At 64.8% G+C, this 25,005-nt stretch carries 24 protein-coding genes; 8 read left to right on the top strand and 16 right to left on the bottom strand.

Annotated elements, in window-relative coordinates; translation table 11 throughout:
- Nucleotides 1-2 precede the first annotated feature (2 nt).
- A complete protein-coding gene (locus I6F09_RS00895) occupies nucleotides 3-632 on the bottom strand; it encodes a ParB-like protein (RefSeq protein ID WP_057028844.1) in 630 nt (209 codons plus the stop codon).
- 325 nt (nucleotides 633-957) lie between these two features.
- Here I6F09_RS00895 and I6F09_RS00890 point away from each other — a divergent pair, with 325 nt between their 5' ends.
- The 6 genes from I6F09_RS00890 (at nucleotide 958) to I6F09_RS00865 (ending at nucleotide 5,744) form a co-directional block, all read left to right on the top strand.
- Nucleotides 958-1,299, top strand: coding sequence for a hypothetical protein (locus I6F09_RS00890; RefSeq protein ID WP_036001385.1), 342 nt, complete (start codon nucleotides 958-960; stop codon nucleotides 1,297-1,299).
- A gap of 234 nt (nucleotides 1,300-1,533) precedes the next feature.
- Nucleotides 1,534-1,821, top strand: a complete 288-nt coding sequence (locus I6F09_RS00885) for an acyl carrier protein (protein ID WP_007592476.1) — start codon at nucleotides 1,534-1,536, stop codon at nucleotides 1,819-1,821.
- Between the two features lie 10 nt (nucleotides 1,822-1,831).
- Nucleotides 1,832-2,302: a 3-hydroxyacyl-ACP dehydratase FabZ family protein gene (locus I6F09_RS00880; RefSeq protein WP_036001387.1), complete on the top strand. Its 471-nt coding sequence runs from the start codon at nucleotides 1,832-1,834 to the stop codon at nucleotides 2,300-2,302.
- Nucleotides 2,299-3,504 carry a beta-ketoacyl-ACP synthase gene (locus I6F09_RS00875; RefSeq protein ID WP_225187283.1) on the top strand — a complete coding sequence of 402 codons (1,206 nt, stop codon included), beginning with the start codon at nucleotides 2,299-2,301 and terminating at the stop codon, nucleotides 3,502-3,504. The genes I6F09_RS00880 and I6F09_RS00875 overlap by 4 nt, the downstream gene beginning before the upstream one ends.
- Before the next feature lie 21 nt (nucleotides 3,505-3,525).
- Nucleotides 3,526-4,803, top strand: a complete 1,278-nt coding sequence (locus I6F09_RS00870; RefSeq protein ID WP_036001392.1) for a beta-ketoacyl-ACP synthase — start codon at nucleotides 3,526-3,528, stop codon at nucleotides 4,801-4,803.
- 8 nt (nucleotides 4,804-4,811) lie between these two features.
- Nucleotides 4,812-5,744 (top strand): lipid A biosynthesis lauroyl acyltransferase, encoded by a 933-nt coding sequence (locus I6F09_RS00865; RefSeq protein ID WP_225187282.1) that lies wholly within the window; start codon nucleotides 4,812-4,814, stop codon nucleotides 5,742-5,744.
- Nucleotides 5,745-5,843: 99 nt separating this feature from the next.
- Here the strand turns inward: I6F09_RS00865 and I6F09_RS00860 are convergent, their stop codons facing one another.
- The 7 genes from I6F09_RS00860 to I6F09_RS00830 form a co-directional block, all read right to left on the bottom strand.
- Nucleotides 5,844-6,950, bottom strand: coding sequence for a polyamine ABC transporter substrate-binding protein (locus I6F09_RS00860; RefSeq protein WP_225187281.1), 1,107 nt, complete (start codon nucleotides 6,948-6,950; stop codon nucleotides 5,844-5,846).
- Between the two features lie 6 nt (nucleotides 6,951-6,956).
- Nucleotides 6,957-8,138, bottom strand: coding sequence for an aminotransferase (locus tag I6F09_RS00855; RefSeq protein WP_225187280.1), 1,182 nt, complete (start codon nucleotides 8,136-8,138; stop codon nucleotides 6,957-6,959).
- Nucleotides 8,139-8,145: 7 nt separating this feature from the next.
- Nucleotides 8,146-8,472: a rhodanese-like domain-containing protein gene (locus I6F09_RS00850; RefSeq protein WP_025035596.1), complete on the bottom strand. Its 327-nt coding sequence runs from the start codon at nucleotides 8,470-8,472 to the stop codon at nucleotides 8,146-8,148.
- A 173-nt stretch (nucleotides 8,473-8,645) separates the two neighbouring features.
- Nucleotides 8,646-10,580: a potassium transporter Kup gene (locus I6F09_RS00845; protein ID WP_225187279.1), complete on the bottom strand. Its 1,935-nt coding sequence runs from the start codon at nucleotides 10,578-10,580 to the stop codon at nucleotides 8,646-8,648.
- A gap of 140 nt (nucleotides 10,581-10,720) precedes the next feature.
- A complete protein-coding gene (locus I6F09_RS00840; RefSeq protein ID WP_036001442.1) occupies nucleotides 10,721-12,619 on the bottom strand; it encodes a potassium transporter Kup in 1,899 nt (632 codons plus the stop codon).
- 173 nt (nucleotides 12,620-12,792) lie between these two features.
- Entirely contained in the window at nucleotides 12,793-13,623 is an 831-nt protein-coding gene (locus I6F09_RS00835; protein WP_036001445.1) for a flagellar motor protein MotB, read from the bottom strand.
- A gap of 23 nt (nucleotides 13,624-13,646) precedes the next feature.
- Entirely contained in the window at nucleotides 13,647-14,420 is a 774-nt protein-coding gene (locus tag I6F09_RS00830) for a MotA/TolQ/ExbB proton channel family protein (RefSeq protein WP_036001447.1), read from the bottom strand.
- Nucleotides 14,421-14,721: 301 nt separating this feature from the next.
- Between I6F09_RS00830 and I6F09_RS00825 the strand changes: the two genes are divergently transcribed.
- Nucleotides 14,722-15,015: a hypothetical protein gene (locus I6F09_RS00825; protein WP_036001448.1), complete on the top strand. Its 294-nt coding sequence runs from the start codon at nucleotides 14,722-14,724 to the stop codon at nucleotides 15,013-15,015.
- A gap of 117 nt (nucleotides 15,016-15,132) precedes the next feature.
- Here the strand turns inward: I6F09_RS00825 and I6F09_RS00820 are convergent, their stop codons facing one another.
- The 4 genes from I6F09_RS00820 to I6F09_RS00805 all read right to left on the bottom strand — a co-directional run bounded on the left by I6F09_RS00820 (nucleotide 15,133) and on the right by I6F09_RS00805 (nucleotide 19,714).
- The gene (locus I6F09_RS00820; RefSeq protein ID WP_225187278.1) at nucleotides 15,133-15,852 is read right to left on the bottom strand and encodes an RraA family protein; all 720 of its coding nucleotides are present in this window, start codon (nucleotides 15,850-15,852) and stop codon (nucleotides 15,133-15,135) included.
- Nucleotides 15,853-15,976: 124 nt separating this feature from the next.
- Nucleotides 15,977-16,858 carry a phosphatidylcholine/phosphatidylserine synthase gene (locus tag I6F09_RS00815; RefSeq protein ID WP_036001453.1) on the bottom strand — a complete coding sequence of 294 codons (882 nt, stop codon included), beginning with the start codon at nucleotides 16,856-16,858 and terminating at the stop codon, nucleotides 15,977-15,979.
- Between the two features lie 86 nt (nucleotides 16,859-16,944).
- Complete coding sequence (locus I6F09_RS00810; RefSeq protein WP_225112817.1) at nucleotides 16,945-17,667, bottom strand: phosphatidylserine decarboxylase; 723 nt, start codon at nucleotides 17,665-17,667, stop codon at nucleotides 16,945-16,947.
- Between the two features lie 88 nt (nucleotides 17,668-17,755).
- The gene (locus I6F09_RS00805) at nucleotides 17,756-19,714 is read right to left on the bottom strand and encodes an ABC transporter ATP-binding protein/permease (RefSeq protein ID WP_225187277.1); all 1,959 of its coding nucleotides are present in this window, start codon (nucleotides 19,712-19,714) and stop codon (nucleotides 17,756-17,758) included.
- A gap of 200 nt (nucleotides 19,715-19,914) precedes the next feature.
- Between I6F09_RS00805 and I6F09_RS00800 the strand changes: the two genes are divergently transcribed.
- On the top strand, nucleotides 19,915-20,520 hold the full coding sequence (locus tag I6F09_RS00800) for a TIGR00730 family Rossman fold protein (protein ID WP_025035586.1): 606 nt from the start codon (nucleotides 19,915-19,917) through the stop codon (nucleotides 20,518-20,520).
- A 108-nt stretch (nucleotides 20,521-20,628) separates the two neighbouring features.
- On the opposite strand, the gene I6F09_RS00795 is transcribed toward I6F09_RS00800, so the two are convergent.
- The 4 genes from I6F09_RS00795 to cysS all read right to left on the bottom strand — a co-directional run bounded on the left by I6F09_RS00795 (nucleotide 20,629) and on the right by cysS (nucleotide 24,732).
- Nucleotides 20,629-21,006, bottom strand: coding sequence for a VOC family protein (locus tag I6F09_RS00795; protein WP_036001466.1), 378 nt, complete (start codon nucleotides 21,004-21,006; stop codon nucleotides 20,629-20,631).
- A 141-nt stretch (nucleotides 21,007-21,147) separates the two neighbouring features.
- Nucleotides 21,148-22,746, bottom strand: coding sequence for a citramalate synthase (cimA, locus tag I6F09_RS00790; RefSeq protein WP_057028835.1), 1,599 nt, complete (start codon nucleotides 22,744-22,746; stop codon nucleotides 21,148-21,150).
- Nucleotides 22,743-23,234, bottom strand: a complete 492-nt coding sequence (locus I6F09_RS00785) for a GNAT family N-acetyltransferase (RefSeq protein ID WP_036001471.1) — start codon at nucleotides 23,232-23,234, stop codon at nucleotides 22,743-22,745. The genes cimA and I6F09_RS00785 overlap by 4 nt, the downstream gene beginning before the upstream one ends.
- Nucleotides 23,235-23,349: 115 nt before the next feature.
- On the bottom strand, nucleotides 23,350-24,732 hold the full coding sequence (cysS, locus tag I6F09_RS00780; protein WP_225187276.1) for a cysteine--tRNA ligase: 1,383 nt from the start codon (nucleotides 24,730-24,732) through the stop codon (nucleotides 23,350-23,352).
- Nucleotides 24,733-25,005 lie beyond the last annotated feature (273 nt).

Here is a 25,005-nt window from a genome sequence, read left to right as displayed (position 1 = left end):
CCTCAGTCGTCGTCCGCCGGGCCGCACCAGCCGGGCAGATAGATCGCATTCTTGCTTCTGGCCGCGGCCATCGCCTTCTCGAGCGCATTATCGAAATCGGCCTCCACCGCCTTGCGCGAGACCTGCCGGCGCAGGAAGTCGGCCCACAGGAATTCGGAGAACGGTGTGGTGTCCTTGGCGAAGCCGCCCATGCGGCGCAATTCGCCGGCAAGACTGCGGAACGGATCGTCCTTGAGGTCGGCCACCGATTTCGGCAGGTCGCGGAACGAGCGCCGCTCACCCTTGGCGTCGTAAGGATAGACCCAGCGCTTGTTGTCCATGACGCCCCAGAACGCCTCGCGCTCCACCATCCTGAGATCGCCGACGACGGTCACCAGCACTTCCTTGACGCCTTCATCGTGCAGTGCGCGGCCGAGGTGATGATGATCGATCACGTAGTAGCGCGCGTCGGGACCGTAAACGACGGGGATCATGTGCTTGCCGAGCAGATCCGCCTGCTTCTTCTTGCCGTGCTCGCGCCAGCGCCTGCGCTTCTCCTTGACCTCGCGCATGCCGACCGTCATCTGCGTCGGCCGGAGCGACAGGATCGGAACCGGATGCACTCTCGGCTCGCGCGCGTTGGTCGTGGTCATGATCGAGGCCCCTGGCATGCAACTAACGGGTTCGGGTTCCCGCGACTATGCCACGGGTCCCGCGGTGGCAAAATCCGTTCGGAAGACGCGCAGATCACAAGTCGATACCAGCCGGTAAAAAAGACGTCCTCAATGGCTGTCGCTATGCCCGCGTTGCAGCGCAACGCTCGCGACGGACACGATGGCCCGTTGCTGGATCGCGGCACACCGGTCCATGCGCAAAATAGTACGAACGCACAAATGCATCCTGGCATTGCAAAGATTTTCTGCAACGCGTGCCTCACCTATGCTATCTAGATCGCTGCTTCGGAGTGATCCCCGCCCCATGAACAATCAGCGGCCCATAAGCTCTGATGAGGAGCACCGGGTGCTCCAGTTCAGGCCGCGCACCCCGCCTTCTCCAAGGGTCCAGCGCGGCAATGGCTCCGTGCAACCGCTCCGCGGCACGCCCGAACGGCTGGACCTGTCACGCTACGAGCAGCCGCGTGCCGAGCCCGACAATTACCGGCAGCGCATGCTTGCCAACATCGCAGCGCTCGCCTTCACCATCGCGCTGACGGCGATCGGGATCTGGCTCGCGGTCAGCATCGCCGACCTGCGCCGGACCCAGGATTGCGTGCTGATGGGCCGCCGCGACTGCGTCAAGATCACAACGCCGCATATTTAGGGACCGGCCCGGCACGGACCTCGCGGCGGACGGACCCAGCCGGCATCCCCAGCCACGTCCGATGCTGCCCCCGGAGGCCTGCCCGGCTCCATTGAACTCAAGGCGGCGCTCCGATATACGGGCTTTCGACCCGGCCAGAGGGGGGTTTGAGGGCGTCATCAGGGGCGCGATGCCCAGCCACCGTGCCACTCTGGACAATCTGACAAATACCTACAATATATCAAAGGCTTAGTGATGTCATCCACATTCGATCAGGTCGCCACGATCATCGCTGAAACCTGCGACATCCCGCGCGACACGATCACGCCGGATAGCCATGCCATCGATGATCTCGGCATCGACAGCCTCGATTTTCTCGACATCGCCTTCGCGATCGACAAGCAGTTCGGCATCAAGCTGCCGCTGGAGAAGTGGACTCAGGAGGTCAACGACGGCAAGGCGACCACCGAGCAATATTTCGTGCTGAAGAACCTGTGCGCCCGCATCGACGAACTGGTTGCGGCCAAGGGCGCGAGCGCCTAAGGGCGCAGTCATGCAACTCGAATACTTCCACATGATCGATCGCATCGTCGACCTCAAGGTCGACGAGAAGACGATCGTCGTCGAAGCGCAGGTCCCGCAGGAAAGCACCATCTTCGAGGGGCACTTCCCGGGTTATCCCTTGATGCCCGGCGTGCTCCTGATCGAATCGATGGCGCAGGCCTCGGGCTGGCTTCAACTCGGCGTGTTCCGATTCGAACGCATGCCGATCCTGGCCGCCGTGAAGGAGGCCAAGGTCCGCGGCTCGGTCTTCCCCGGCGACCTCATGAGCATCGAGGCGAGCCTCACCCATGAAGGCTCCGGCTATGCCATGACCGAGGCCAAGATCCGGGTCGGCGGCAAGCTGCGCGCCAATTCGGCGCTGACCTTCACGCTGATTCCCTTCCCCAATGCGGATATGCGCGGATACATGGCGAAGGTCGCCGAGCGCGTCGGCTTTCCGCAACAGGCCGTATCGTCATGACTGACACTCCCGCTTTGAAGCCGGGCCAGACCGAGGTCTGGATCACCGGCATTGGGCTCGCCACCTCGCTCGGCGAGGGCCTCGACGCCAACTGGGCCGCGCTTTCCGAGAAGCGCATCAATGTCGACGAGAAGGGCTTTGCGCCCTACATCGTGCATCCCTTGATGCCGGTATCCTTCGACAGCCAGATCCCGAAGAAGGGCGACCAGCGCCAGATGGAAGCCTGGCAGCGCATCGGCACCTATGCCGCCGGTCTTGCGCTCGATTCTGCCGGCATCAAAGGCAACAAGGACATCCTGTCGAAGATCGACATGGTCGTCGCCGCCGGCGGCGGAGAGCGCGACATCAACGTCGACAGCGGCATTCTCACCGCCGAGGCCAAGGGCGCCAACGCGCCGGGCTTCCTCAACGAACGGCTGATGAGCGATCTCCGGCCGACGCTGTTCCTGGCCCAGCTCTCCAACCTGCTTGCCGGCAACATCGCCATCGTGCACGGTCTCGGCGGCACCTCGCGCACCTTCATGGGCGAAGAGGTCGCCGGCGCCGATGCCGCCCGCATCGCGCTCGCGCGCATCGCCTCGGGCGAGAGCGACATCGCGCTGGTCGGCGGATCGCACAACGGCGAGCGCAAGGACTTGCTCGTCCTCTACGAATTCGGCGATTTCAACCTGAAGGACAAGTTCGCGCCCGTGTGGGCGCGCAAGGACCATCCCGGCTTCGCGCTCGGCTCGGCCGGCGCCTTCCTGGTGCTGGAATCGAAGGCGCATGCGGAAGCGCGCGGCGCCAAGCCGTTCGCAAAGCTGTCGAGCGTCGTCGCCGACCTCGCCAAACGCAAGCAGCCCGGCGACATGACCGCGACGCTCGAGAAGCTGTGGGACAAGCTGCCCAGGCGCGAGGGCAAGGGCGCGATCATCACCGGGGCGACTGGGGCGGAGCCTGCGACCTCGGACGAGCGCGACTTCCTGAAGAACCATGCCGACTTTCCGGTGCGCTCGACCGGCACGGTGTTCGGCCACGCCATGGAAACGCAATTTCCGCTCGGCATTGCCCTCGCTGCATTGTCGATCTCGCGCGGAGCGCTGTTCCCGCCGAATGATTCCACGGGGACCGAGATTGAAATGCAGGGCGCGCCCACCCAGATCGTGGTGGTGGGAGCCGGACACTGGCGCGGCGAAGGCATGGCGCTGGTCGAGGCGGTTTAATCAGCTCAAGCGGGGATCGACATGACTGCACCACGCGACAAACTCGGGCGTCCCGTTGTCGTCGTCACCGGCATGGGCATCATGACCTCGCTCGGCGCCGGCAAATCCGACAATTGGGCAAAGCTCGTCGCCGGCGAATCCGGTATCCGCACGATCACGCGTTTTCCGATCGACGGTCTCAAGACCACGATGGCCGGAACGGTCGATTTCGTCAGCGCCGATCCGTTCTCTTCCACCGCTCTGTCCGAGCGGATGGCCGAGCTGGTGACGCAGGAAGCGCTGGAGCAAGCCGGCATCGGCGCCAAGGCCGATTTCCCGGGTCCGCTTTTCCTCGCGGTGGCGCCGGTCGAGGTTGAATGGCCGCAGCGTCGCGAGCTCGGTCGCGCCGTCGGCCAGCAAGACATCACCTATGACGATCTGCTCCGCATCTCCGGCGGCGGCAAGTTTAGCGCCTATCATCATCGCTTCATGTTCGGCTCGGTTGCCGCCTATCTTGCCGAGACCTTCGGCACCAAGGGCTCGCCGATCTCGCTGTCGACGGCGTGCGCGTCCGGAGCCACCTCGATCCAGCTCGGCGTCGAGGCGATCCGCCGCGGCGAGACGGACGCAGCGCTCTGCGTCGCGACCGACGGCACCGTGAACCCGGAAGCGCTGGTGCGCTTCTCGCTGCTCTCGGCGCTGTCGACCCAGAACGATCCGCCGCAGGCGGCCTCCCGTCCCTTCTCCAAGAACCGCGACGGTTTTGTCATGGCGGAAGGCGCCGGCGCGCTGGTGTTGGAGAGCTATGAAGCCGCCACCGCGCGCGGCGCAAAAATTCTCGGCGTGATCGCCGGCTGCGGCGAGCTCACCGATTCCTTCCACCGCACCCGCTCCTCGCCCGACGGCAAGCCGATCATCGGCTGCATGAACAAGACGCTGGCCGATGCCGGCATGACGCCGGATCAGATCGACCACATCAACGCGCACGGCACCGCGACGCCCGAGAACGACAAGATGGAGTTCAACACGACGTCGGCCGTTTTCGGCGAGCTCGCGCAGAAGATTCCGGTCACCTCCAACAAGTCGATGGTCGGCCACACCATCTCTGCCGCCGGCGCAGTCGAGGCGATCTTCTCGCTGCTCACGCTCGAGCATCAGCGCATTCCGCCGACCATCAACTACGACAATCCGGATCCCACGATCCTGTTCGACGTCGTCGGCAACAAGGCGCGCGATGCTCGCGTGACCGCGGTGATGTCGAACTCGTTCGGCTTCGGCGGCCAGAACGCTTCGCTGATCCTGACCCGCGAACCGGCCTGACCGGACGCATGGCGCTGCTTCCTGCGAGCACGAAGGCCCGCGCGCGGGAGGCTGCCAAATCGCTCGGCGGCAGCCTGATCGGCGCCGCGACTGTCGCGATGCTGCGCACCACGCGCTATTTCGATCCGGCCAAGACCTCGGACTTCTTCGCGCGTGCCGTCAAGCTGATCGGGCCGCGCCTGCGCGAGCACCGCATCGGCCGCGCCAACCTCACCGCCGCCTTCCCCGAGAAGTCACCGGAGGAGATCGAACGGATCCTGATGGGCGTCTGGGACAATCTCGGCCGCGTCGGCGCCGAGTTCGCCCATATCGACCAGGTCTGGGACTACGCCCGCGATGTCCCCGAGAAGAGTCGCATCGAGATTTCCCCGCGCAGCATCGAGCTGTTCGACCAGATCCGCGACGACGGCAAGCCGGCGCTGATCTTCGCCGCACATCTTGCGAACTGGGAATTGCCGGCGCTCGCCGCGGTCGCGCATGGCCTGGACACCGCGATTCTCTATCGCCGCCCGAACATCGCCTCGGCCGATCGCATCATCCAGGAGATGCGCCAGGTCAACATGGGCACGCTGATCCCGGCCGGCCGCGACGCGCCGCTGCGGCTCGCGCAAGCGCTGAAGGACGGCAAGCACGTCGCCATGCTGATCGACCAGTATCTGACGGCCGGCGTCGAGGTCACGTTCTTCGGCCGCAAGACCCGCGCCAATCCGATGCTGGCGCGCCTCCTGCGCCAGGTCGAGTGCCCGATCCACGGCGTGCGCATCATCCGCCTGCCCGACGGCCGCTTCCGCGGCGAGCTCACCGAAGAGATCCAGCCGGTGCGCGAGGCCGATGGCAAGATCGACATCCAGGGCACGACGCAGGCGATCACGAGCGTCGTGGAAAGCTGGGTCCGCGAGCATCCCGAGCAGTGGCTATGGCTGCACAGAAGGTGGCGGTAAATACTCCGTCATTGCGAGCGCAGCGAAGCAATCCAGAATCGTTCCACGGAAGCAGTCTGGATTGCTTCGTCGCTTCGCTCCTCGCAATGACAGGCGCTACTACCGCCCCGTCTTCACCTTCGTCCAGAGCCGGTTGATGATCCGTTGCGTGGCCGGCTCGCGCGCCGTGATCACGAACAGTTTTGCGAGCGTCGCCTCGTCCGGATAGATGTTCTTGTCGTTCAGGATTTTTGGATCCACCAGCTTCTGGCTGGCGAGGTTGCCGCTGGCGTAGGACAGGAAGTCCGAGTTCTTGGCGGCAACGTCCGGGCGATAGAGATAGTTGATCAGCTCGTAGGCTTCCCTAACATTCTTGGCATCCGCGGGGATCGCGAGATTGTCGAAGAACATCTGCGCGCCCTCCTTCGGAATGGTGTAGCCGATCTCGACGCCGCTTTTGGCTTCCGCGGCGCGGGCGCGGGCCTGCATGATGTCACCGGACCAGCCGACCACGAAGCAGATCTCGCCGGTGGCGAGCGCGCTTAGATATTCGGACGAGTGAAACTTGCGTACGGAGGGGCGGACTTTCGCCACGGCATCGGCGGCCTTTTCCAGGTCCGCCTGCTTGGTCGAGTTCGGATCGAGCCCGATATAGCTCAGCGCCGCCGGGAAGATGTCGTCGGCGGAGTCGAGCATGTGGACGCCGCAGTCCTTGAACTTGGCGAGGTTCTCCGGCTTGAAGACGATGTCCCAGCTGTCGATCTTCGCATCAGCCCCAAGGATCTGCTTCACCTTGGCGATGTTGTAGCCGATGCCCGTCGTGCCCCACATGTAGTTGGCGGCGTAGACATTGCCGGGGTCGTAGGTGGCGAGGCGCTGCGTCACCACCGGCCAGGCATTGGCGAGGTTCGGGAGCTTCGACTTGTCGAGCTTCTGGAAGATATTGGCCTTGATCTGGCGCTGCAGGAAATAAGCGGTGGGCACCACGACGTCATAGCCGGACTTGCCGGCCATCAGGCGCGTCTCCAGCGTCTCGTTGGCGTCGAAGGTGTCGTAGACGACCTTGATACCGGTCTCCTTGGTGAAGGCCTCCAGGACGTCAGGCGCCATGTAGTTGGACCAGTTGTAGAAGTTGACGACCCGCTCCTCGGCCCCGGCGGGGGCGGAGAGCAACGTCAGTGCCGCAGCGATCGCGAAACCAAGCCTGAGGCGGCCGACGTTCGTCATCTCGATCTACCTCTTGCGTCCACGCACCGCATCCGACAGCCGCTCCAGCGCGGTGTCGAGCGTTTGGTCCTTCTTGGCAAAGCAGAAGCGCACCACCGAGGTCACGGGGTCCTGCTCGTAGAACGCCGAGACCGGGATCGCCGCGACCTTGTAGTCTTTCACGATCCGCCAGCAGAACTCGGTATCGCTCTCGTTGAGCCCGAGCGGCGACAGGTCGACGGTAAGGAAGTAGGTGCCTTGCGACTTCAGCACGGGGAAGCCGAGGCCCTCCAGCCCCTTGGTCAGGCGGTCCCTGCTTCGCGTCAAATCCTTGCGCATCGACAGGAAGTAGTCGTCGGACTTGCCGAGCCCATAGGCGACCGCGGCCTGCAGGTTCGGCGCGGTGGTGAAGGTCAGGAACTGGTGCACCTTGGCGGCGACTCTCAAAAGAGGTGGCGCGGCGCAGACGAAGCCGATCTTCCAGCCCGTCAGGGAGAAGATCTTGCCGGCCGAGCCGACCTTGATGGTGCGCTCGCGCATGCCGGGAATGGTGATCAGCGGGATATGCTTGTGCTCGTCGAAAGTGACGTGCTCCCAGACCTCGTCGCAGATCGCGATGACGTCGAACGCCTGGCAATAGCGCGCCAAGAGCTCGAGATCCTCGCGCGGATAGACCACCGCGCTGGGATTTAAGGGGTTGTTAAACAGCACCGCCTTGGTCTTTGAATTGAACACGCTTTTCAGCATGTCTTCATTCAGCCGCCAGTGCGGCGGCTCGAGACGCACCAAGCGCGGAATGCCGCCGGCCTGGCGGATGATCGGCAGATAGGAATCGTACACCGGCTGGAAACAGACCACCTCGTCGCCGGGCTGGACCACCGCGAGGATCGCCGAGGTCAGCGCCTCGGTCCCGCCGGAGGTGACCATCACCTCGCTCATCGGATCGAGCTTGAGGCCGTGCCAATGGCCGTAATGGGTCGCAATCGCCTGGCGCAGCTCCGGCAGGCCCATCATCGAGGGGTACTGGTTGTAGCCGTTCAGCGAGGCCTCGGCCGCGGCGCGGCGGATGTCCTCGGGGCCGGGATCGTCGGGAAAGCCCTGGCCGAGATTAATCGCATTGTTGTCGCGCGCGGCCTGCGACATCGCCTCGAAGATGGTGACGGGAAGGTCGGCGAAGACCTTGTTCAGCGAAGAGCTCTTGGTCGTCATTGCGCGGTTAGCCACCGACCTTGCTGGGAAGCCCGGCCGCCTTCCAGCCCAGCATGCCGCCGGCCAGATGCTTGTCGTAAGGCAGGCCTGCCGCCTGCGCCGCCAGCGAGGCCGTCACCGAGCGCTTGCCCGAGCGGCAGGCGAACACGACCTCCTTGCCGGCGGGATCGGGGATCGCCTTCGGATCGAAGGTCGAGAGCGGAACCACGACGCCGTAAGGGTAAGCCTCGGCCTCGACCTCGTTTGGCTCACGGACGTCGACGAGCAGATAACGCCCTTCCGCGACACCCTTGGCGACCTCGTCCGGGGTCAGATCCTGCACTTGATTTGCCACATCATCCTCCAACGTCGCGGGCCGCGTACCGGGGCGATCCCGGCCGGCGGCAACCTCGCCTCTCGGGAGACGAAAATCAAGCGCCACAAAGGCTTGAGCCGCGCGGCGCAAGTTAAAGCTAAATCGCAGCGACTTGAAGTCCGCTTTGAATCCCAAGGCCTAGATCGTCTGCCCTAGATCGTCACCTGCGTGCCGACCTCGACCACACGGCCGGACGGGATCTGGAAATAGTCGGTGGCGTCGTTGGCGGAGCGGCTGAGCGAGATGAACAGCCGGTCCTGCCAGCGCGGCATGCCGGAATGGGCGGCGGGCTTGAGCGCCCTGCGCGACAGGAAGAACGAGGTCGACATGATGTCGAACTGCCAGCCCAGCTTGCGGGCGATCGCGAGCGCCTTCGGCACGTTGGGCGATTCCATGAAGCCGAACTTCAGCGTCACCTTGGAGAAGGTCGGTGAAATCTGCTCCAGCTTCACCCGTTCGGCCGGATCGATCCGCGGGGTTTGCGCGGTCTCAATGGTGAGAATGACGTTCTTCTCGTGCAGCACCTTGTAGTGTTTCAGACTATGCATCAGCGCGGTCGGCGCGCTGAGCGGGTCCGAGGTCAGGAACACCGCAGTGCCAGGCACCCGCTGCGGCGGCCGCTTCTCCAGCATCGCCACGAGATCGGCGAGCGGAAACTCGAGCTTGCGCGACTTTTCAAACAGCAGCCGGCTGCCGCGCCGCCACGTGTACATCAGGATGATCATGAGCGCGCCGAGCGCCAGTGGCACCCAGCCGCCCTCGAACACCTTCAACAGGTTCGCGCTCAGGAAGGTCAGATCGAGGAACAGGAACGGCGCAATCAGCGCGCCGGCAGCAAGCGCTGACCAGCGCCAGCCCTTCCAGACCACGACGAAGCCCATCATCGCCGTGACCACCATGGTACCGGTGACGGAGATGCCGTAGGCGGATGCGAGCGCGCTCGACGAGCGGAACAGCAGCACCAGCAGCACCACCGCGACCAGCAGCAGCTGGTTGATGCGCGGAATGAAGATCTGGCCGGAATGGGCTTCCGACGTATGGCGAATTTCAAAGCGCGGCAGCAGCCCGAGCTGGATCGCCTGACGCGTCAGCGAATAGGCGCCGGTGATGACGGCCTGGCTCGCGATGACGGTCGCCATGGTGGCGAGCACGACCATGCAGCCTCGGACGAAGCCTTGCGGGAACAGCTGAAAGAACGGGCTCACGATCGCGCCGGGGTCGCCGAGCACCAGCGCGCCCTGCCCCAGATAGTTCAGCGCCAGCGAGGGCAGCACGATGGTAAGCCAGGCGGTCTGGATCGGCCGCTTGCCGAAATGGCCGAGATCGGCATAGAGCGCCTCGGCGCCGGTCACCGCCAGGAACACCGCGCCCAGCGTCACGAAGCCGACGATGCTATGGTGCAGCATGAAGTTCACGGCGTAGAGCGGGTTGAGCGCAAGCAGCACCTGCGGCTGCTGGGCGATCTGAGGGATCGCCGCCACCGCCAGAACCGTGAACCAGACGCACATGATCGGGCCGAACAAGGCGGCAACGCGCGCCGTGCCGCGGGACTGCACGGCGAACAGGCCGACCAGGATCACAACCGTCAGCGGAACGATGTAGGGCTCGAACCTTAGCGTGACGTCCTTCATGCCCTCGATCGCCGACAGCACGGAGAGCGCCGGCGTGATCACGGCATCGCCGTAGAACAAAGCTCCGGAAATGATGCCGAGCAGGACGATGGTGGCCCCGCCGCGGCCGGTGCCAACCGCCCGCTGGGCCAGCGCCATCAGTGCAAGCGTGCCGCCCTCGCCGTTGTTGTCGGCGCGGAGCAGGATCACGACGTATTTGAGCGTCACCGCCACGATGAGCGCCCACAGGATCAGGGAGAGCACGCCGAGGACCGCTGCCGGCGTCGGCAACCCGTCCGCGCCCGAGGCCGCCATCACCGCCTCGCGGAACGCGTAGAGCGGGCTGGTGCCGATGTCGCCGTAAACGACGCCGATGCTGCCGAGCGTCAGCGCGCCGAAACCGGCGGTGGTATGGGCATCGCCATGCCCATTTGCCGCCACCGTTTCCGGGGCGGGAACTGCTACGTCGCTTGTCATGGGAGAGCCCGATGGCCTCTAAAATGCTTCACTGCACAACGGCGGAAGAGCGCGCGGCTTATAGTCCTGCGCCACCGGCATGGCCTAGCCCGATTCCGGGCCATAGCCATGCAAATCTGCATGGCTTCGCCAGTTGCATTCTAGATGGTGACCTGAGTTCCGACTTCGACCACGCGGCCGGTGGGGATCTGGAAGTAGTCGGTGGCATCGTTGGCCGACCGGCTCAGCGCGATGAACACATGATCCTGCCAGAGCGGCATGCCCGACTGTGCCGAGGCCTTCAGTGACCTGCGCGACACGAAGAACGACGTCGACATGATGTCGAACTGCCAACCCTGCTTGCGCGCGATGGCGAGCGCCTTCGGCACGTTCGGCTGCTCCATGAAACCGAAGCGCAAGCGGACCTTGGAGAACTTTTCGCTGATCTTCTCCATCCTGAACCGCTCCGACAGATCGACCCGAGGCGTCTGCGCGGTCTCGATGGTCAGAATCACGTTGTGCTCATGCAGCACCTTGTTGTGCTTGAGATTGTGCAGGAGCGCGGTCGGCACGAACGCGGGATCGCTGGTCAGGAACACCGCGGTGCCCTTGACGATGTGCGGTGGCCGCTTCTCCAAACTGCGGATCAGATCGTCCAATGGCACCTCGATCCGGCGGGTCTTCTGGATCAGGATTGCGGAGCCCTTGCGCCAGGTCCAGATCGTCCCTGCCATGACGATGCCGAACAGCAGCGGCACCCAGGCGCCTTCGAGCAACTTGAGCAAATTGGCGCTGAGGAAGCTCAAATCGACGATGACGAAGGGGACGATCACGGCTGCGGCCGTCGCGGCGCGCCAGTTCCACAACTTCCAGATCACGACGAAGCCCATGATGCCGTCGGCGACCATGGTGGTGGAGACGGCAATACCGTAGGCGGAAGCCAGATTGCTGGGGGTGTGGAACAGCAGCACCAGCAGCATCACGCCGATCAGCAGCAGGCGGTTGACGCGCGGCAGATAGATCTGGCCGGCATGGGATTCGGAGGTGTAACGCACCTCAAAACGCGGCAGGAGCCCGAGTTGCACGGCCTGGTGGACCAGCGAATAGGCGCCGGTGATCACCGCCTGGCTCGCGATCACGGTTGCGGCCGTCGCGAGTCCGACCAGCGGCAGGACCAGGCTCTCGGGCACCATGCGATAAAACGAATGCTCGATCGCGCTGGGATCGGACAGCACCAGCGCACCCTGCCCGAAATAGTTGACTAGAAGCGCCGGCAGCACGAAAAACATCCAGGCCGACTGGATCGGCTTGCGGCCGAAATGGCCGAGATCGGCATAAAGCGCCTCTCCGCCCGTCACCGCCAGGAACACCGCGCCGAGCGTCACGAGGCCGATCACACCGTGCGACAGCACGAACTGCACCGCATAGTACGGATTGATCGCCGCCAGCACCGTGGGATCGTCGGCGATGTGGACAGCCCCCATCACGGCGATGACGGTGAACCAGACCACCATCACCGGCCCGAAGGCCGAGGCGACCAATGCGGTTCCCTTGCTCTGCACGGCGAACAGCAGCACCAGAATGAGCACGGTGAGCGGCACGACATAGTGCTCGAGCGCGGGGGTCGCGAGCTTGAGGCCCTGCACCGCCGATAGCACCGAGATCGCCGGCGTGATCATGGAATCGCCGATGAACATCGAAGCGCCGATCACGCCGAGCGCGAGCAGGACCCAGCTTCGCCGCCCGAGCGCGCGCTGGCCGAGCGCCATCAGCGAGAGCGTGCCGCCCTCCCCGTTATTGTCGGCGCGCAGCAGCAAGAGGACATATTTGGCGGTGACGACGATCAGGAGCGCCCACAGGATCAGCGAGAGCACGCCGAGCACGATGACGCGCGAGACGGGCTCGCCATGGGCGGCGGCCTTGACCGCCTCGTGGAATGCATAGAGCGGCGAAGTGCCGATATCGCCAAAGACGACGCCGACACTCCCGAGCGTAAGGGCCCAAAAACTTGCGGTGGGCCGGCCGTCCTGGGTCTCGGCCTGTGTGATGCTCGCCGTCATGAAGGTGGAGAACGCTTCGTTCCTGAAATTGATCCGGCGCCTTTTGACGCTTCCGGTGCACCTGTCAATCGGCGCACCATCATAGCAGGCGCCGAGCCGGATGCTGTGACGCCACAGCCACGCTCATCGCCCGCGCGACGACATGCCTCAGGTAAGATGGTAGCGCAAGGGGGTTACGGCCTCAGATTCGGCGGCAGCGGCGGATCTTCGCGCATCAAGGTGATGGTCACCCGCCGGTTGGCTGCCAGCGAGGGATCGTCCGGAAACAGCGGCTGGGTATCGGCCTTGCCGGAGACGGCGAAGATGTGCGACGGCGGCAGGCCCTGGCGCTCGAGGATCTGGCGCACGGCGTTGGCGCGATCGGCCGACAGATCGAAGGCGCCATAGTCGCTGCGGGTCGGCACGAACCCCGCCGCGGTGTGGCCGGCGATGGAGACGCGGAGCGGCGTCGCCTTGAGCGGGATCGCGAGCTTCTCGACCAGGCGGCGGGTGCGGTCATAGGGCACCTTGGAGCCGTCGGCGAACATCGAGCGGCCGTCCTGGTCGACGATCTCGAGGTTCAGGCCCTGCTTGGTCTCCTCGAACATGATGTGCTTGGACATCTCGGTCAGTTCCGGCATGTCCTGCAACGCCTGGCGCAGCGAGGCTGCGGCCAGCGCGAAATTGCGGTCGACCTTGATCTTCGCGCCGGAGGTCTTTTCGCGGTCTTCCTGATCTGGCGTCGGCGTGTTGGAGGCATCTTCCGGCTGGATGTGGTCGACGTTCTTGAGCCGCGGGCGCGTCGGCAGGCCGTCGGATTCGACGATGCCGGAGTAGCGCGCCTCGGTCTGCACGCCGAACGCCTCGCGCATCGAGCCCGCGACGATCTTCAGCTTGTTGGCGTCTTGCGTGGAGAACGCGACCAGCATCACGAAAAACGCCAGCAGCAGCGCCATCAGGTCGGCGAAGGTCACGAACCAGCCGTGGCCGCCACCGTGAGCATTGCCGCGCTTCTTCTTGGCCATCTCTCAAAATCCAGGCGGCGGCCTCAAGCCGGCACCGGCTCGCCTTCGGTGTGACGATGCTTCTCCGGCAGATAGGCCAGCAGCATTTCGCGCACCAGGGTCGGGCTCTTGGAGTCGCGGATCATCAGGATGCCGTCGATGATCAAGGTGCGGTTGGTCTCTTCGTCCAGCAGCTTGCCGTGCAGCTTGTCCGCGATCGGCAAGCAGATCAGGTTGGCGACAACGGCGCCGTACAGGGTCGCCAGCAGCGCGGTGGCCATGAACGGGCCGAGCTTGGAGGGATCCGACATGTTGGAGAACATCTGCACCATGCCAAGCAGCGTGCCGATCATGCCGAACGCCGGGGCGCAGTCGCCGACGGCGCGGTAGATCTTGCTGCCTTCGTCGAGGTGCATCAGGAAGTTGTCCCGGTCGCGCTCCAGATTGTCGCGAATGAAATCGAGGTCGTAGCCGTCGGCAACATAGCGAATGCCCTTGGCGAGGAAGGGCTCGTCGGTCTCGACCTTTTCGAGTCCGACCGGGCCCTGCTTGCGGGCGATTTCCGCGATGCGGGCGAGCTCGTCGACAAGGTCGTGAGCCGACAGGCGGCTCAGGGTGAAAGCAAACTTCGCGCCCAGCGGCACGCCGTGGATCATCGCGGACAAAGGAAAGCGGATCATCGTCGCTGCGAACGAGCCACCGAAGATGACGATGACGGCGTGGATGTCGTAGAACATCCCGAACGTACCGCCCATCAGGATCAGCGACGACACAACAATGGCGCCTGCGACGAGGCCGACAAGTGTTGCGATATCCATGATCGACTCCAACGCCTACGCAACAACGGCCGTCCTGGCCGCTGGCGCGGCTCAACCCCGAACCGCATCGCAGACCCTAGAGCGCCGCCCTTAAAGGCGCGTAAAGGTTAAGTCTCGACGATGTGCCGCCTGCCGCCGCAATTTGTCCCGGTTGCCGTCCAGCGATAGGAATTTCAACCTTTCGCTAACCATAAGCAGGCGCCCACCACGTCACGTCGGCTGCGGCCCTCCGCCACATCGTGGACGGGGATCAGCTGGTGTCTGCTAGCGTTGCGACAGGGCCAATCGCGGAGCCAGCGCGATGTTGATGCTATTCGGTCTACTCACGGCGCTGCCCGCGGCGCTGGCGTTCCACCTGCTCGAGCCGGAACTCGTGCTTCCGGCGTTCAGCGTGCTGCTCTTTATCGAGGCCGCCTTCGCCGTGCTCGCGGCGCGGTTGATGCGCAGCGCCAACAGCGCAGACGATATCACCCTCTGGGACCTTGCCGGCGGCTTCACCCTGATCGGATGCGCCGCCGCCGTGCTCGGAGAACCGGATCAAGTCGCCCTGCTTCTGACCGAGCAAGGCGGCATTCGGCCGTCGTCCGGGCCGTAGATTGCCCTAAAGCGCGATGCGATTAGGATCGATCGTCATCGCGCTTTAGGTTATTGTTTGAGCATGATCTTTTCGGAAAACCGCTACACACTTTTCCGGATCACGCTCCAGCAGCCGTCAATGGATCTCCGCAGAGCGCTTCAGCGCGGCCTTGAGCTTCTCGAGCGAGAAGTCGGGACTGCGGGCGATCTCCAGGATCGGCGTCTCGCGGCGGCCGCACAGTTCGGCCGCCTCCGGCAGCTTTGCGGCAAGGTCGAGCGGGATCACGATGGCGCCATGCCGGTCGGCGTGAATGAGGTCGTCCGACTTCACGGTCATGCCGGCGACGCGCACCTCGCCGCCAAAGCTTTCCGCGTGCACCCAGGCGTGCGACGGGCCGATCGAGCCGGCCAGCGCCTGGAACCCTGGCGCCCATTGCGGGATGTCGCGGATCGAGCCGTCGGTGATGACGCCGAGGCAGCCGAGCGCCTTGTGCACGTTGCTCTGTACCTCGCCCCAGAACGCGCCATAGCCGACATCGGGGCCGTCGATGTCCTGGATCACCGTGATGCGCGGGCCATGGCCGGTGCCGACATATTCGTAATATGCGATTCGGCGCTTGGACTGCTCCTCGGCCGGAAGCGATGATTTCAGAACCGAGCGGATCGTCACCGTGCGGGCATAGCCGACGATCGGCGGCAGGTCGGGAAACGGACAGACCAGCTGCTTGGTGGTGTAGCCGATCAGCCGCCGCTCGGGCGCCACGATCTCCATGGCGTTGCAGATTGTCGGCGTATCGTAACGGCCCAGCGCTTCGAGGACGGAAGCGGGCAGCGGCCCGGTCGCGGAATTGGTCACGGCGTTCTCTCCCAGGTTGGCGGCGATTGATTGCGCGATGCCGCCGGCACAAGGGCGATATAGCCGAGATCGGACCTCGACCCAACTCAGGCGGGCTTCATGGCAGATATCCGCGAGGAGCGCTTTAGTGCAGTCGTCCGGGCCGATCGTCGTCTTGCGGCGGCTCCGACAAATTCGCCAGCGTCGGCGCCGAGGGCGGTGACGGGACCTCGCCTCCCGCCGGCGCGGTGGCTTCCATCGCGCGCGCCTGGTCGCGATAGGATTTGTAGCCGAGCGGCAGCGCGAGAAGGTACAGCACCGTGCCGATCGACAGCACGTGCCAGGGATAGGCGATCAGGAGCGCGATGAAGACGATCACGGCGACGAAGGCCGGCAGCACCAGCTCGGGCGGCACGCGCATCCGCTTGGTCTTGCCGGAGAACACGGGCAGGCGCGACACCATCAGAAACGCGATCAGAAGCGTGTAGGCCGCGGTCACCGCCGCAGGTGTGCGCCCGACGTCGAGGAACGCGACATAGATCGGCAGCAGCACTGTGATCGCACCGGCGGGCGCCGGCACGCCGGTGAAGAAATTGGCGGCGAAAGCCGGCTTGTTCGGATCGTCCATGGTGGCATTGAAGCGCGCAAGCCGCAGGCCGCCGGAGATCGCGAACACCATGGCGGCGATCCAGCCGGCATTGCCGAGCTCATGCAGCTGCCAGAAATACAGCATCAGGCCGGGCGCCACGCCGAAATTGACGAAGTCGGCGAGACTGTCGAGCTCGGCGCCGAACTTCGACTGCCCCTTGATCATGCGCGCGATGCGGCCATCGATGCCGTCGAGCGCGGCGGCGAACACGATGGCATAGACCGCGAGCGTCATCCGTCCTTCGATCGACAGGCGGATCGAGGTCAGGCCGGCGCAGATCGCCAGCAGCGTGATGACGTTGGGCACCAGCATCCGCACCGGGATCGGTCGGAACCGCCGGCGGCGGACGTCGGGATCCTTGAAATCGTAAGGCGTCATGGCTCGTCCTTATCTCGAGGCGAGATATAGCAAGCCGCGCCGCCCTCCGCCATTGCGGCGGAACGCCTGCGAGCACCGACTATTGGTTAATTGGCGCGGAACGCGCGGCCCGGGTCGTCGCCGGCAAGGTCGGCCAGGATCGTCTCTCCGGCGATCGCGGTCTGCCCTTCCGAGACCAGCGCCTTGGTACCCACGGGCAGGTAGACATCGAGGCGCGAGCCGAAGCGGATCAGGCCGAAACGCTCGCCGGCGCCGATCGCCTGCCCCTCCTTGACGAAGCAGACGATGCGCTTGGCGACCAGGCCGGCGATCTGGACCACGCCGATCCGCGCCGTCGGCGTCGTGATCACCAGCGAGTTGCGCTCGTTGTCCTCGCTCGCCTTGTCGAGCTCGGCGTTGATGAAGAGGCCGGGCCGGTAGGCGATACGATCCACCCTGCCCGCCACGGGCGCGCGGTTCACGTGGCAATTGAACACGCTCATGAAGATCGAGACGCGCGGCAGCGGCCGGTCGCCGAGCCCGAGCTCGGCCGGCGGCAGCGCCATGGTGATCATGGAGACACGCCCGTCGGCCGGCGACACCACGAGACCCTCGCGCGCCGGCGTCACACGGACGGGATCGCGGAAGAACAGCGCGCACCAAACGGTCAGGATCGTGCCGATCCACCCCAGCGGCGACCACAGCCAGAACAGGAGCAGGCTCGCCAGCGCAAAGGCGCCGATGAAGGGATAACCCTCCTTGTGGATCGGCGGGATCTGACGCTGGATCGAATCGAGAATGGACATTGCTTTTTGCCGGTCGGGGTTGATGCCACGGGGTCGTCGCGCGGGCTTGTTTAGGTCAGACTTTTGTTTAGGCCAGACTTTGTTTAGGCCAGACTTGGGACCGGAGACAAGGTCACTCCGCCGCCGCGGGCGTCGTCAGGCTATCATCGACCGGCGGCGGCTCCCGGTTGGGCGCGGCATTGGTGTCGGCCATCTTGGCCAGCTTCTCGCGGGCCTCCTCGGCCTCGCGCTGCCTGTTCCACATGCTGGCATAGAGCCCGCCCTGCGCGAGCAGGCTCGCGTGAGTGCCGCGCTCGGCGATGCGGCCCTGGTCCAGCACGATGATCTCGTCGGCACCGACGATGGTGGAAAGCCGATGCGCGATCACCAGGGAGGTGCGGTTCTTCGCCACGCGGTCGAGCGCCCCCTGGATCTCGTGCTCCGTATGGGTGTCGAGCGCCGAGGTCGCCTCGTCGAGCACCAGGATCGGCGGCGCCTTGAGCACCGTGCGCGCGATCGCCACACGTTGCTTCTCGCCGCCCGACAGCTTCAGGCCGCGCTCGCCGACCTGGGTCTCGTAGCCCTTCGGCGCCATGCGGATGAAGTGGTCGATCTGCGCCAGCCGCGCGGCCTCCTCGACCTCGGCATCGGTCGCATCCCAGCGGCCGTAGCGGATGTTGTAGCGGATGGTGTCGTTGAACAGCACGGTGTCCTGCGGCACCATGCCGATCGATGCGCGCAGGCTGGCCTGCGTGACCTCGCGGATGTCCTGGCCGTCGATCAGGATCCTGCCGCCGGAGACATCATAGAGGCGAAACAGGAGCCGCGAGATGGTCGATTTGCCGGCGCCGGAGGGGCCGACGATGGCAACCGTCTTTCCGGCCGGCACTTCGAAGCTGATGCCCTTGAGGATGGGGCGCGCCGGCTCATAGGCAAAGCGCACGTCCTCGAAGCGCACCGTGCCGGCGGAGATGGCCAGCGGCTTCGCGCCAGGCGCGTCCTTGATCTCGGCCTCGCGGCTGAGCACGCCGAACATCTTCTCGATGTCGATGATCGCCTGCTTGATCTCGCGATAGACCATGCCCATGAAGTTCAGCGGCTGGTAGAGCTGGATCATCATGGCGTTGACCAGCACGAAATCGCCGACCGTGTTGGTGCCGTTGCGCACGCCGATCGCGCACATCAGCATGGTCGCGGTCAGGCCCAGCGTGAAGATCACCGCCTGGCCTGTGTTGAGCACCGCGAGCGAGGTGTAGGTGCGGACGCTCGCCTCCTCGTAGCGCTCGACCGACCTGTCGTAGCGCTGCGCCTCGCGTGCCTCGGCACTGAAATACTTCACCGTCTCGTAGTTGAGCAGCGAGTCGATCGCCTTGGTGTTCGCCTCGGTGTCGGAATCGTTCATCTTGCGGCGGATGCCGATCCGCCACTCGGTCGCGACGTAGGTGTAGTACATGTAGAGCGTGACCGTGATCAGGGTCGCGACGACGTAACGCCAGTCGAATTGCCAGAGCAGCACCGCCAGCAGCAGCGAGACCTCGACGATGGTCGGGATCAGCTGCAGGATCACCATGCGCACGATAACCTCGATGCCCTCGCGGCTGCGCTCGAGCACGCGCGTGAGGCCGCCGGTCTTGCGCTCCAGGTGAAAGCGCAGCGACAGCTCGTGCATGTGGATGAAGGTGAGGGTCGCGAGCTTGCGCACCGCATGCATGGCGACGCGGGCGAAGATGCCGTCGCGCCATTGCGTCAGCACCGCCATCAGGATGCGCATCACGCCGTAGCTCGCGGTCAGCAGCAAGGGCGAGGCGATCACCCAGAGATGCCAATTGTCGGCCGCTACCGGCGCGGTGTTGGCGCCGGTCAGCGCATCCGTCGCCCATTTGAAGCTGAACGGCACGGTGAGCGTGATCAGCTTGGCGGCGAGCAGCAGCACCAGCGACCAGACCACCCTCATCTTCAGGTCGGAACGGTCGCCGGGCCAGATGTAGGGCCACAGATGTGCCAGCGTGCCCATCAGCGTGGCCCCGGCCTGCGGTCCTGCCACGGAAGGATCAGGAACGTCGGCGCCGTCGAACGATTGAGGTTGGTCCATCAACAAACCCGAAGCCCGCCGGGTGCGGGCGCAACTGCGATTAACGATTTTCGCCCGTCATATAGAGCCTTCCCGATGCCCGCGCACCCCGCCAGATGGCGAATCTTCGATTGTTTGTCGCGATTTACCGGTAAATTCCCGGACGTATCGAATCACCGTTTGGGCTTGACGCCACTTCGCTGCAATGCATCATGGCACCAATGAGCACGATCAAAACCGTCTGTGTCTATTGCGGCTCCGGCCCTGGAACAAATCCCAACTTTATTGAAGCGGCGAAGGCGCTCGGCAAAGCGCTGGCGGAAAGCAAGATCCGCCTCGTCTATGGCGGCGGCTCGCTCGGCCTGATGGGCGCGGTTGCGACCTCCGTGCTGGATCACGGCGGCATGGTCACCGGCATCATCCCCGACTTCCTTCGGATGCGCGAGAATGCGCTGACGCGCGTGCAGGAGATGGTCGTCACGCCCGACATGCACGAGCGCAAGCGGCTGATGTTCGAGCGCTCCGACGCGTTCGTGGCCCTGCCCGGCGGGCTCGGCACGCTTGAGGAGCTGGTGGAGCAGCTGACCTGGCAGCAACTCGGCCGGCACGCCAAGCCGGTGCTGCTGGCCAATGTCGACGGCTTCTGGGAGCCGCTGTTCTCCCTGGTGGCCCACATGCGGCAGACCCAGTTCATCCGTGCCGGCCTCACCGTCGATATCCTGAAGGCGGACAAGGTCGAGGAGATCATCCCACGGCTGCGCGCCGCGGCGGCGCAGATCCCTGACGACCAGCGCGATCTCGCGCCCGACGTGGCCCGGCGGCTCTAAAGCATGATCCGGAAAAGTGTGAAGCGGTTTTCCGAAAAGATCATGCTCAAACAACAACCTAAAGCGCGATGACGATCGATCCTAATCGCATCGCGCTTTAGACCGACCCTATTCCTGCGGAAACGTCACCGCCTCGATCCGGTTGCCGTCGGGATCGGTGACGAAGGCGGCGTAGTAGCGCACGCGATCGTGCGGGCGGAGGCCCGGTGCGCCGTCAGAGGCGCCGCCAGCGGACAGCGCAGCTGCGTGAAACGCATCGACCTCGGCCGCGGTTTTCGCTCGCAGGCAGATGTGCACGCCGCTCTCCGGCGCGACACGCGGCATGCCCTCGCGCAGATTGATCCAGAACTCCGGATAGGCCTTGCCAAACCCGATCGTCCGCGGCCGCGTGACGAGGCGCGCGAGGCCGAGTGCGGCGAGCGTCGCCTCGTAGAACTTTGCGGCGCGATCGAGATCGCTGACGCCGACGGAGATGTGGTCGATCATGGCCGTGCCCTTTCCCCATCCTCGGTGTCATCGCCCGGCTTGACCGGGCGATCCAGTACTCCGTGACAGCAGTAGATAAATCGATGGGCCGCAGCGTACTGGATTCCCCGCCTTCGCGGGGAATGACAGTCGTCGTGGGGGTTACGCCGGCGCGTCCGACTTCACGAGCTTGTAGATTACCGAATCCATCAGCGCCTGGAACGAGGCATCGATGATGTTCGGGGACACGCCGACGGTGGTCCAACGATCGCCGTTCTCGTCCTCGCTCTCGATCAGCACGCGCGTGACCGCGCCGGTGCCGCCATTGAGGATACGGACGCGATAGTCGATCAGTGTCAGGCCCTCGATGAACTTCTGGTACTTGCCGAGGTCCTTGCGCAGGGCGACGTCGAGCGCGTTGACGGGACCGTTGCCTTCGGCCGCCGAGATCAGATGCTCGCCGGCGACGTCGACCTTGACCACCGCGAGCGCCACCGTGACGCGTTCGCCGAGCGCGTTGTAGCGCTGCTCGACGTTGACGTCGAACTGCTCGACCTCGAAATAATGCGGCACCTTGCCGAGCGTGCGGCGCGCCAGGAGCTCGAACGAGGCGTTGGCGGATTCATAGGCATAGCCGGCCGCCTCGCGCTCCTTCAATTCCTCGACGAGACGCGTCAGCTTCGAATCGCTCTTCTCGTAGGGGATACCGGCGCGGTCGAGCTCGGCGATGACGTTGGAGCGCCCGGCCTGGTCGGACACCAGCACCTTGCGGTGATTGCCGACCAGCTCCGGCAACACATGCTCGTAGGTCTGCGGATCCTTCAGCACGGCGGAGGCATGGATGCCGGTCTTGGTGACGAAGGCGCTCTCGCCGACGTAAGGAGCATGCCGGTTCGGCACGCGGTTGAGCATGTCGTCGAGCGTGCGCGACACCTTGACGAGCGTCGCCAGCTTCTCGGTGGTGACGCCGATCTCGAAAGCGTCGGCAAACCCCGTCTTCAGCTTCAGCGTCGGGATCAGCGAGCAGAGATTGGCATTGCCGCAGCGCTCGCCGAGGCCGTTCAGCGTGCCCTGGATCTGCCGCGCGCCGGCACGCACCGCGGCGAGCGAATTGGCCACCGCCTGCTCGGTGTCGTTATGGGCGTGGATGCCGACGTGATCGCCGGGGATGTGCCTGGTCACGTCTCTGACGATGGCCTCGACCTCATCGGGCATGGTGCCGCCGTTGGTGTCGCACAGCACCACCCAACGCGCACCGGCATCGAAGGCGGCCTTGGCGCAGGCGAGCGCGAAGGCGGCGTCTTCCTTGTAGCCGTCGAAGAAATGCTCGCAATCGAGCATCACCTCGCGGCCGGCCGCCTTCGCCGCCGCGACGCTGTCGCGGATCGAGGCGAGGTTTTCTTCCTTCGTGGTCTCCAGCGCGACGCGGACCTGATAGGCCGACGCCTTCGCCACGAAGCAGATCGCGTCCGCCTTCGCTTCCAAAAGGCCCGCGACGCCCGGATCGTTGGACACCGAGCGGCCCGCCCGCCGCGTCATGCCGAAGGCGGTGAAGCGCGCATGATTGAGCTTGGGCTTGGAGCCAAAGAACTCCGTATCGAGCGGATTGGCGCCGGGATAGCCGCCCTCGACATAGTCGATGCCGAGATCATCGAGCATCGCCGCGATGACCTGCTTGTCGGCCAGCGTGAAGTCGACGCCATTGGTCTGCGCCCCATCGCGCAGCGTGGTGTCGAACAGATAGAGACGCTGCTTGCTCATTGCCCCGCTCCGAGCGTCTTCTTCATGGTGGTGTTGGCGAGCCACTCGTCGTTGATGGTGACGCTGTTGCGCTGCTGGGCGGTGTAGCCGCGCTTGGCGAAGAAGCCCTCCGCGGTATCGCTGGCGTCGACCGAGAGGCTCTTGGCGCCGCGGCCGCCGGCGAGCTTCTCCAGCGCGTCGACCAGCATGGTCGCGATGCCCTGCCCGGCCACGGCCGGATGCACATAGAGCATGCGGATGTGATCGTTGCCGCGCAGCGAAGCAAAACCAACCGGCGAGCCTTCCAGCGTCGCGATCAGCGTCAGGTCGGACGCAAGCCGCTTGCCGAACTCCTCGTCCTCGGCCGCCGCCATCCAGGCTTCCTGCTGCGCCTCGCTATAATCGTCGCCGGTCAACTCCTCGATGCTGGCGGCGAAGATCGCGGCGAGCATCGGCACATCCGCCGGCAGGAAGGGCCTCAGTGCGGGCTTTGGCAAAGTCTGTCCCATCGTCCTTACCACATCCCATAAAGCTTGAGCACGATCGCCACCGCGCCGGCGAGCAGCGCGATTTTCAGCGCGATGTAATAGAGCCAGTGCCGCGGAAACGGCGTCTCGGGGCGCTTCATCGGGCGATCTCCCAGGTGGTGCCTTCCTTGGAGTCCTTGATCGCGACGCCCATCGCAGCGAGCAGATCGCGAATGCGGTCGGACTCGCCAAAGTCCTTGCGGCTACGCGCAGCTGTTCGCTCCGCGAGCAGGCGCTCGACCTCCTTGGCGTCGATCCCGCTCGCCTGCTGCTTGCGCCCTTCCCACTGCGCCGCGCTCTCGGAGAGGAATCCGAGCAGCCGCAACGAGCCCGCAAGACCTGCGATATCGTTGCCGCGGAGGCCGTGCAGCGCCGCGATCGCCTGCGGCGTGTTGAGGTCGTCGAGCAGCGGTTCGACCACCGACGGAGCCGGCTCGCCGGACACGACATCGGCCGCGACGCGATACCAGTCGTCGAGCGTCTTGGCGCTCTCCTCCAGCGACTTCATGGTCCAGTCGATCGGCGAGCGGTAATGCGTCTTGAGCATGTTGAGGCGCAGCACCTCACCCGGCCAATCCCTGAGCAGCTCGTGGATCGTGATGAAGTTGCCGAGGCTCTTCGACATCTTCTCGCTCTCGACCTGCAAGAAGCCGTTGTGCATCCAATAATTCGCCATGCGCTCGCGATGGAAGGCGCAGCAGGTCTGCGCGACCTCGTTCTCGTGGTGCGGAAACACGAGATCGATGCCGCCGCCATGGATGTCGAAATGCTCGCCGAGATGCTTCCAGGCCATCGCTGAGCACTCGATGTGCCAGCCCGGACGCCCCTCCGCCTTGATGCCGGATGGCGACGGCCAGGACGGCTCGCCCGGCTTCGACGGCTTCCACAGCACGAAGTCGGTCGCATCGCGCTTGTAGGGCGCAACATCGACCCGCGCGCCGGCGATCATCTCGTCGAGCGAGCGCTTCGACAGCGCGCCATAGCGCGGCAGCGCGGAATTGGCCGCGTTCATCGCCTGCGGCGAGAACAGCACGTGGTCCTCGGCGACATAGGCAAAGCCGCCGGCGACCAGCTTCTCGATGATCTCGCGCATCTCGCCGATATGCTCGGTGGCGCGCGGCTCGACGCTCGGCCGAAGCGCGCCGAGCGCATCGACGTCGGCATGGAACTGCTTGCCGGTCTGCTCGGTGATCTTGCGAATGGCCTCGTTCAGCGGCAGGCCGGGAAAGTCGCGCGCGGCGCGGTCGTTGATCTTGTCGTCGACGTCGGTGATGTTGCGGACATATTTGACGTGCGCCTCGCCGTAGATGTGGCGCAGCAGCCGAAACAGCACGTCGAACACGATCACCGGCCGCGCATTGCCGATATGGGCGAAGTCATAGACCGTCGGTCCGCAGACATACATGCGGACGTTGTTCGGATCGAGCGGCACGAAGGTGCGCTTTTCCCGGCTCAGCGTATCGTAAAGACGCAATTCCATGACAACCCATCCCTCTCGGCCGGGCGTCCAAGGCTCTCAATGTGTTTGAGAAAAGACGGCTCCAGCCAGCGAATCGCTAGCTCGTAATCTCGCGGCAAATGGCGCAAATGGCGAGGAGACCGTTCATGCGGGCACATATGGGCCACCACGGGCCCCGGCGTCAAGGGCCGCGAAAATGCCGTTTTTGCCTCCGCACGGGGCGCGGCCTGCCTTAAGGCTTCATGATCCCCTAACCATTTGAGGCCATTCTGGAACTGCAGTTCCCTGATTTTT

It is taken from the genome of Bradyrhizobium sp. IC3195 (assembly GCF_020193585.1).
GTDB lineage: Bacteria > Pseudomonadota > Alphaproteobacteria > Rhizobiales > Xanthobacteraceae > Bradyrhizobium > Bradyrhizobium yuanmingense.
Note: the sequence above shows the minus strand (reverse complement) of the source record. Positions and strands in the feature narration are given on the sequence as shown.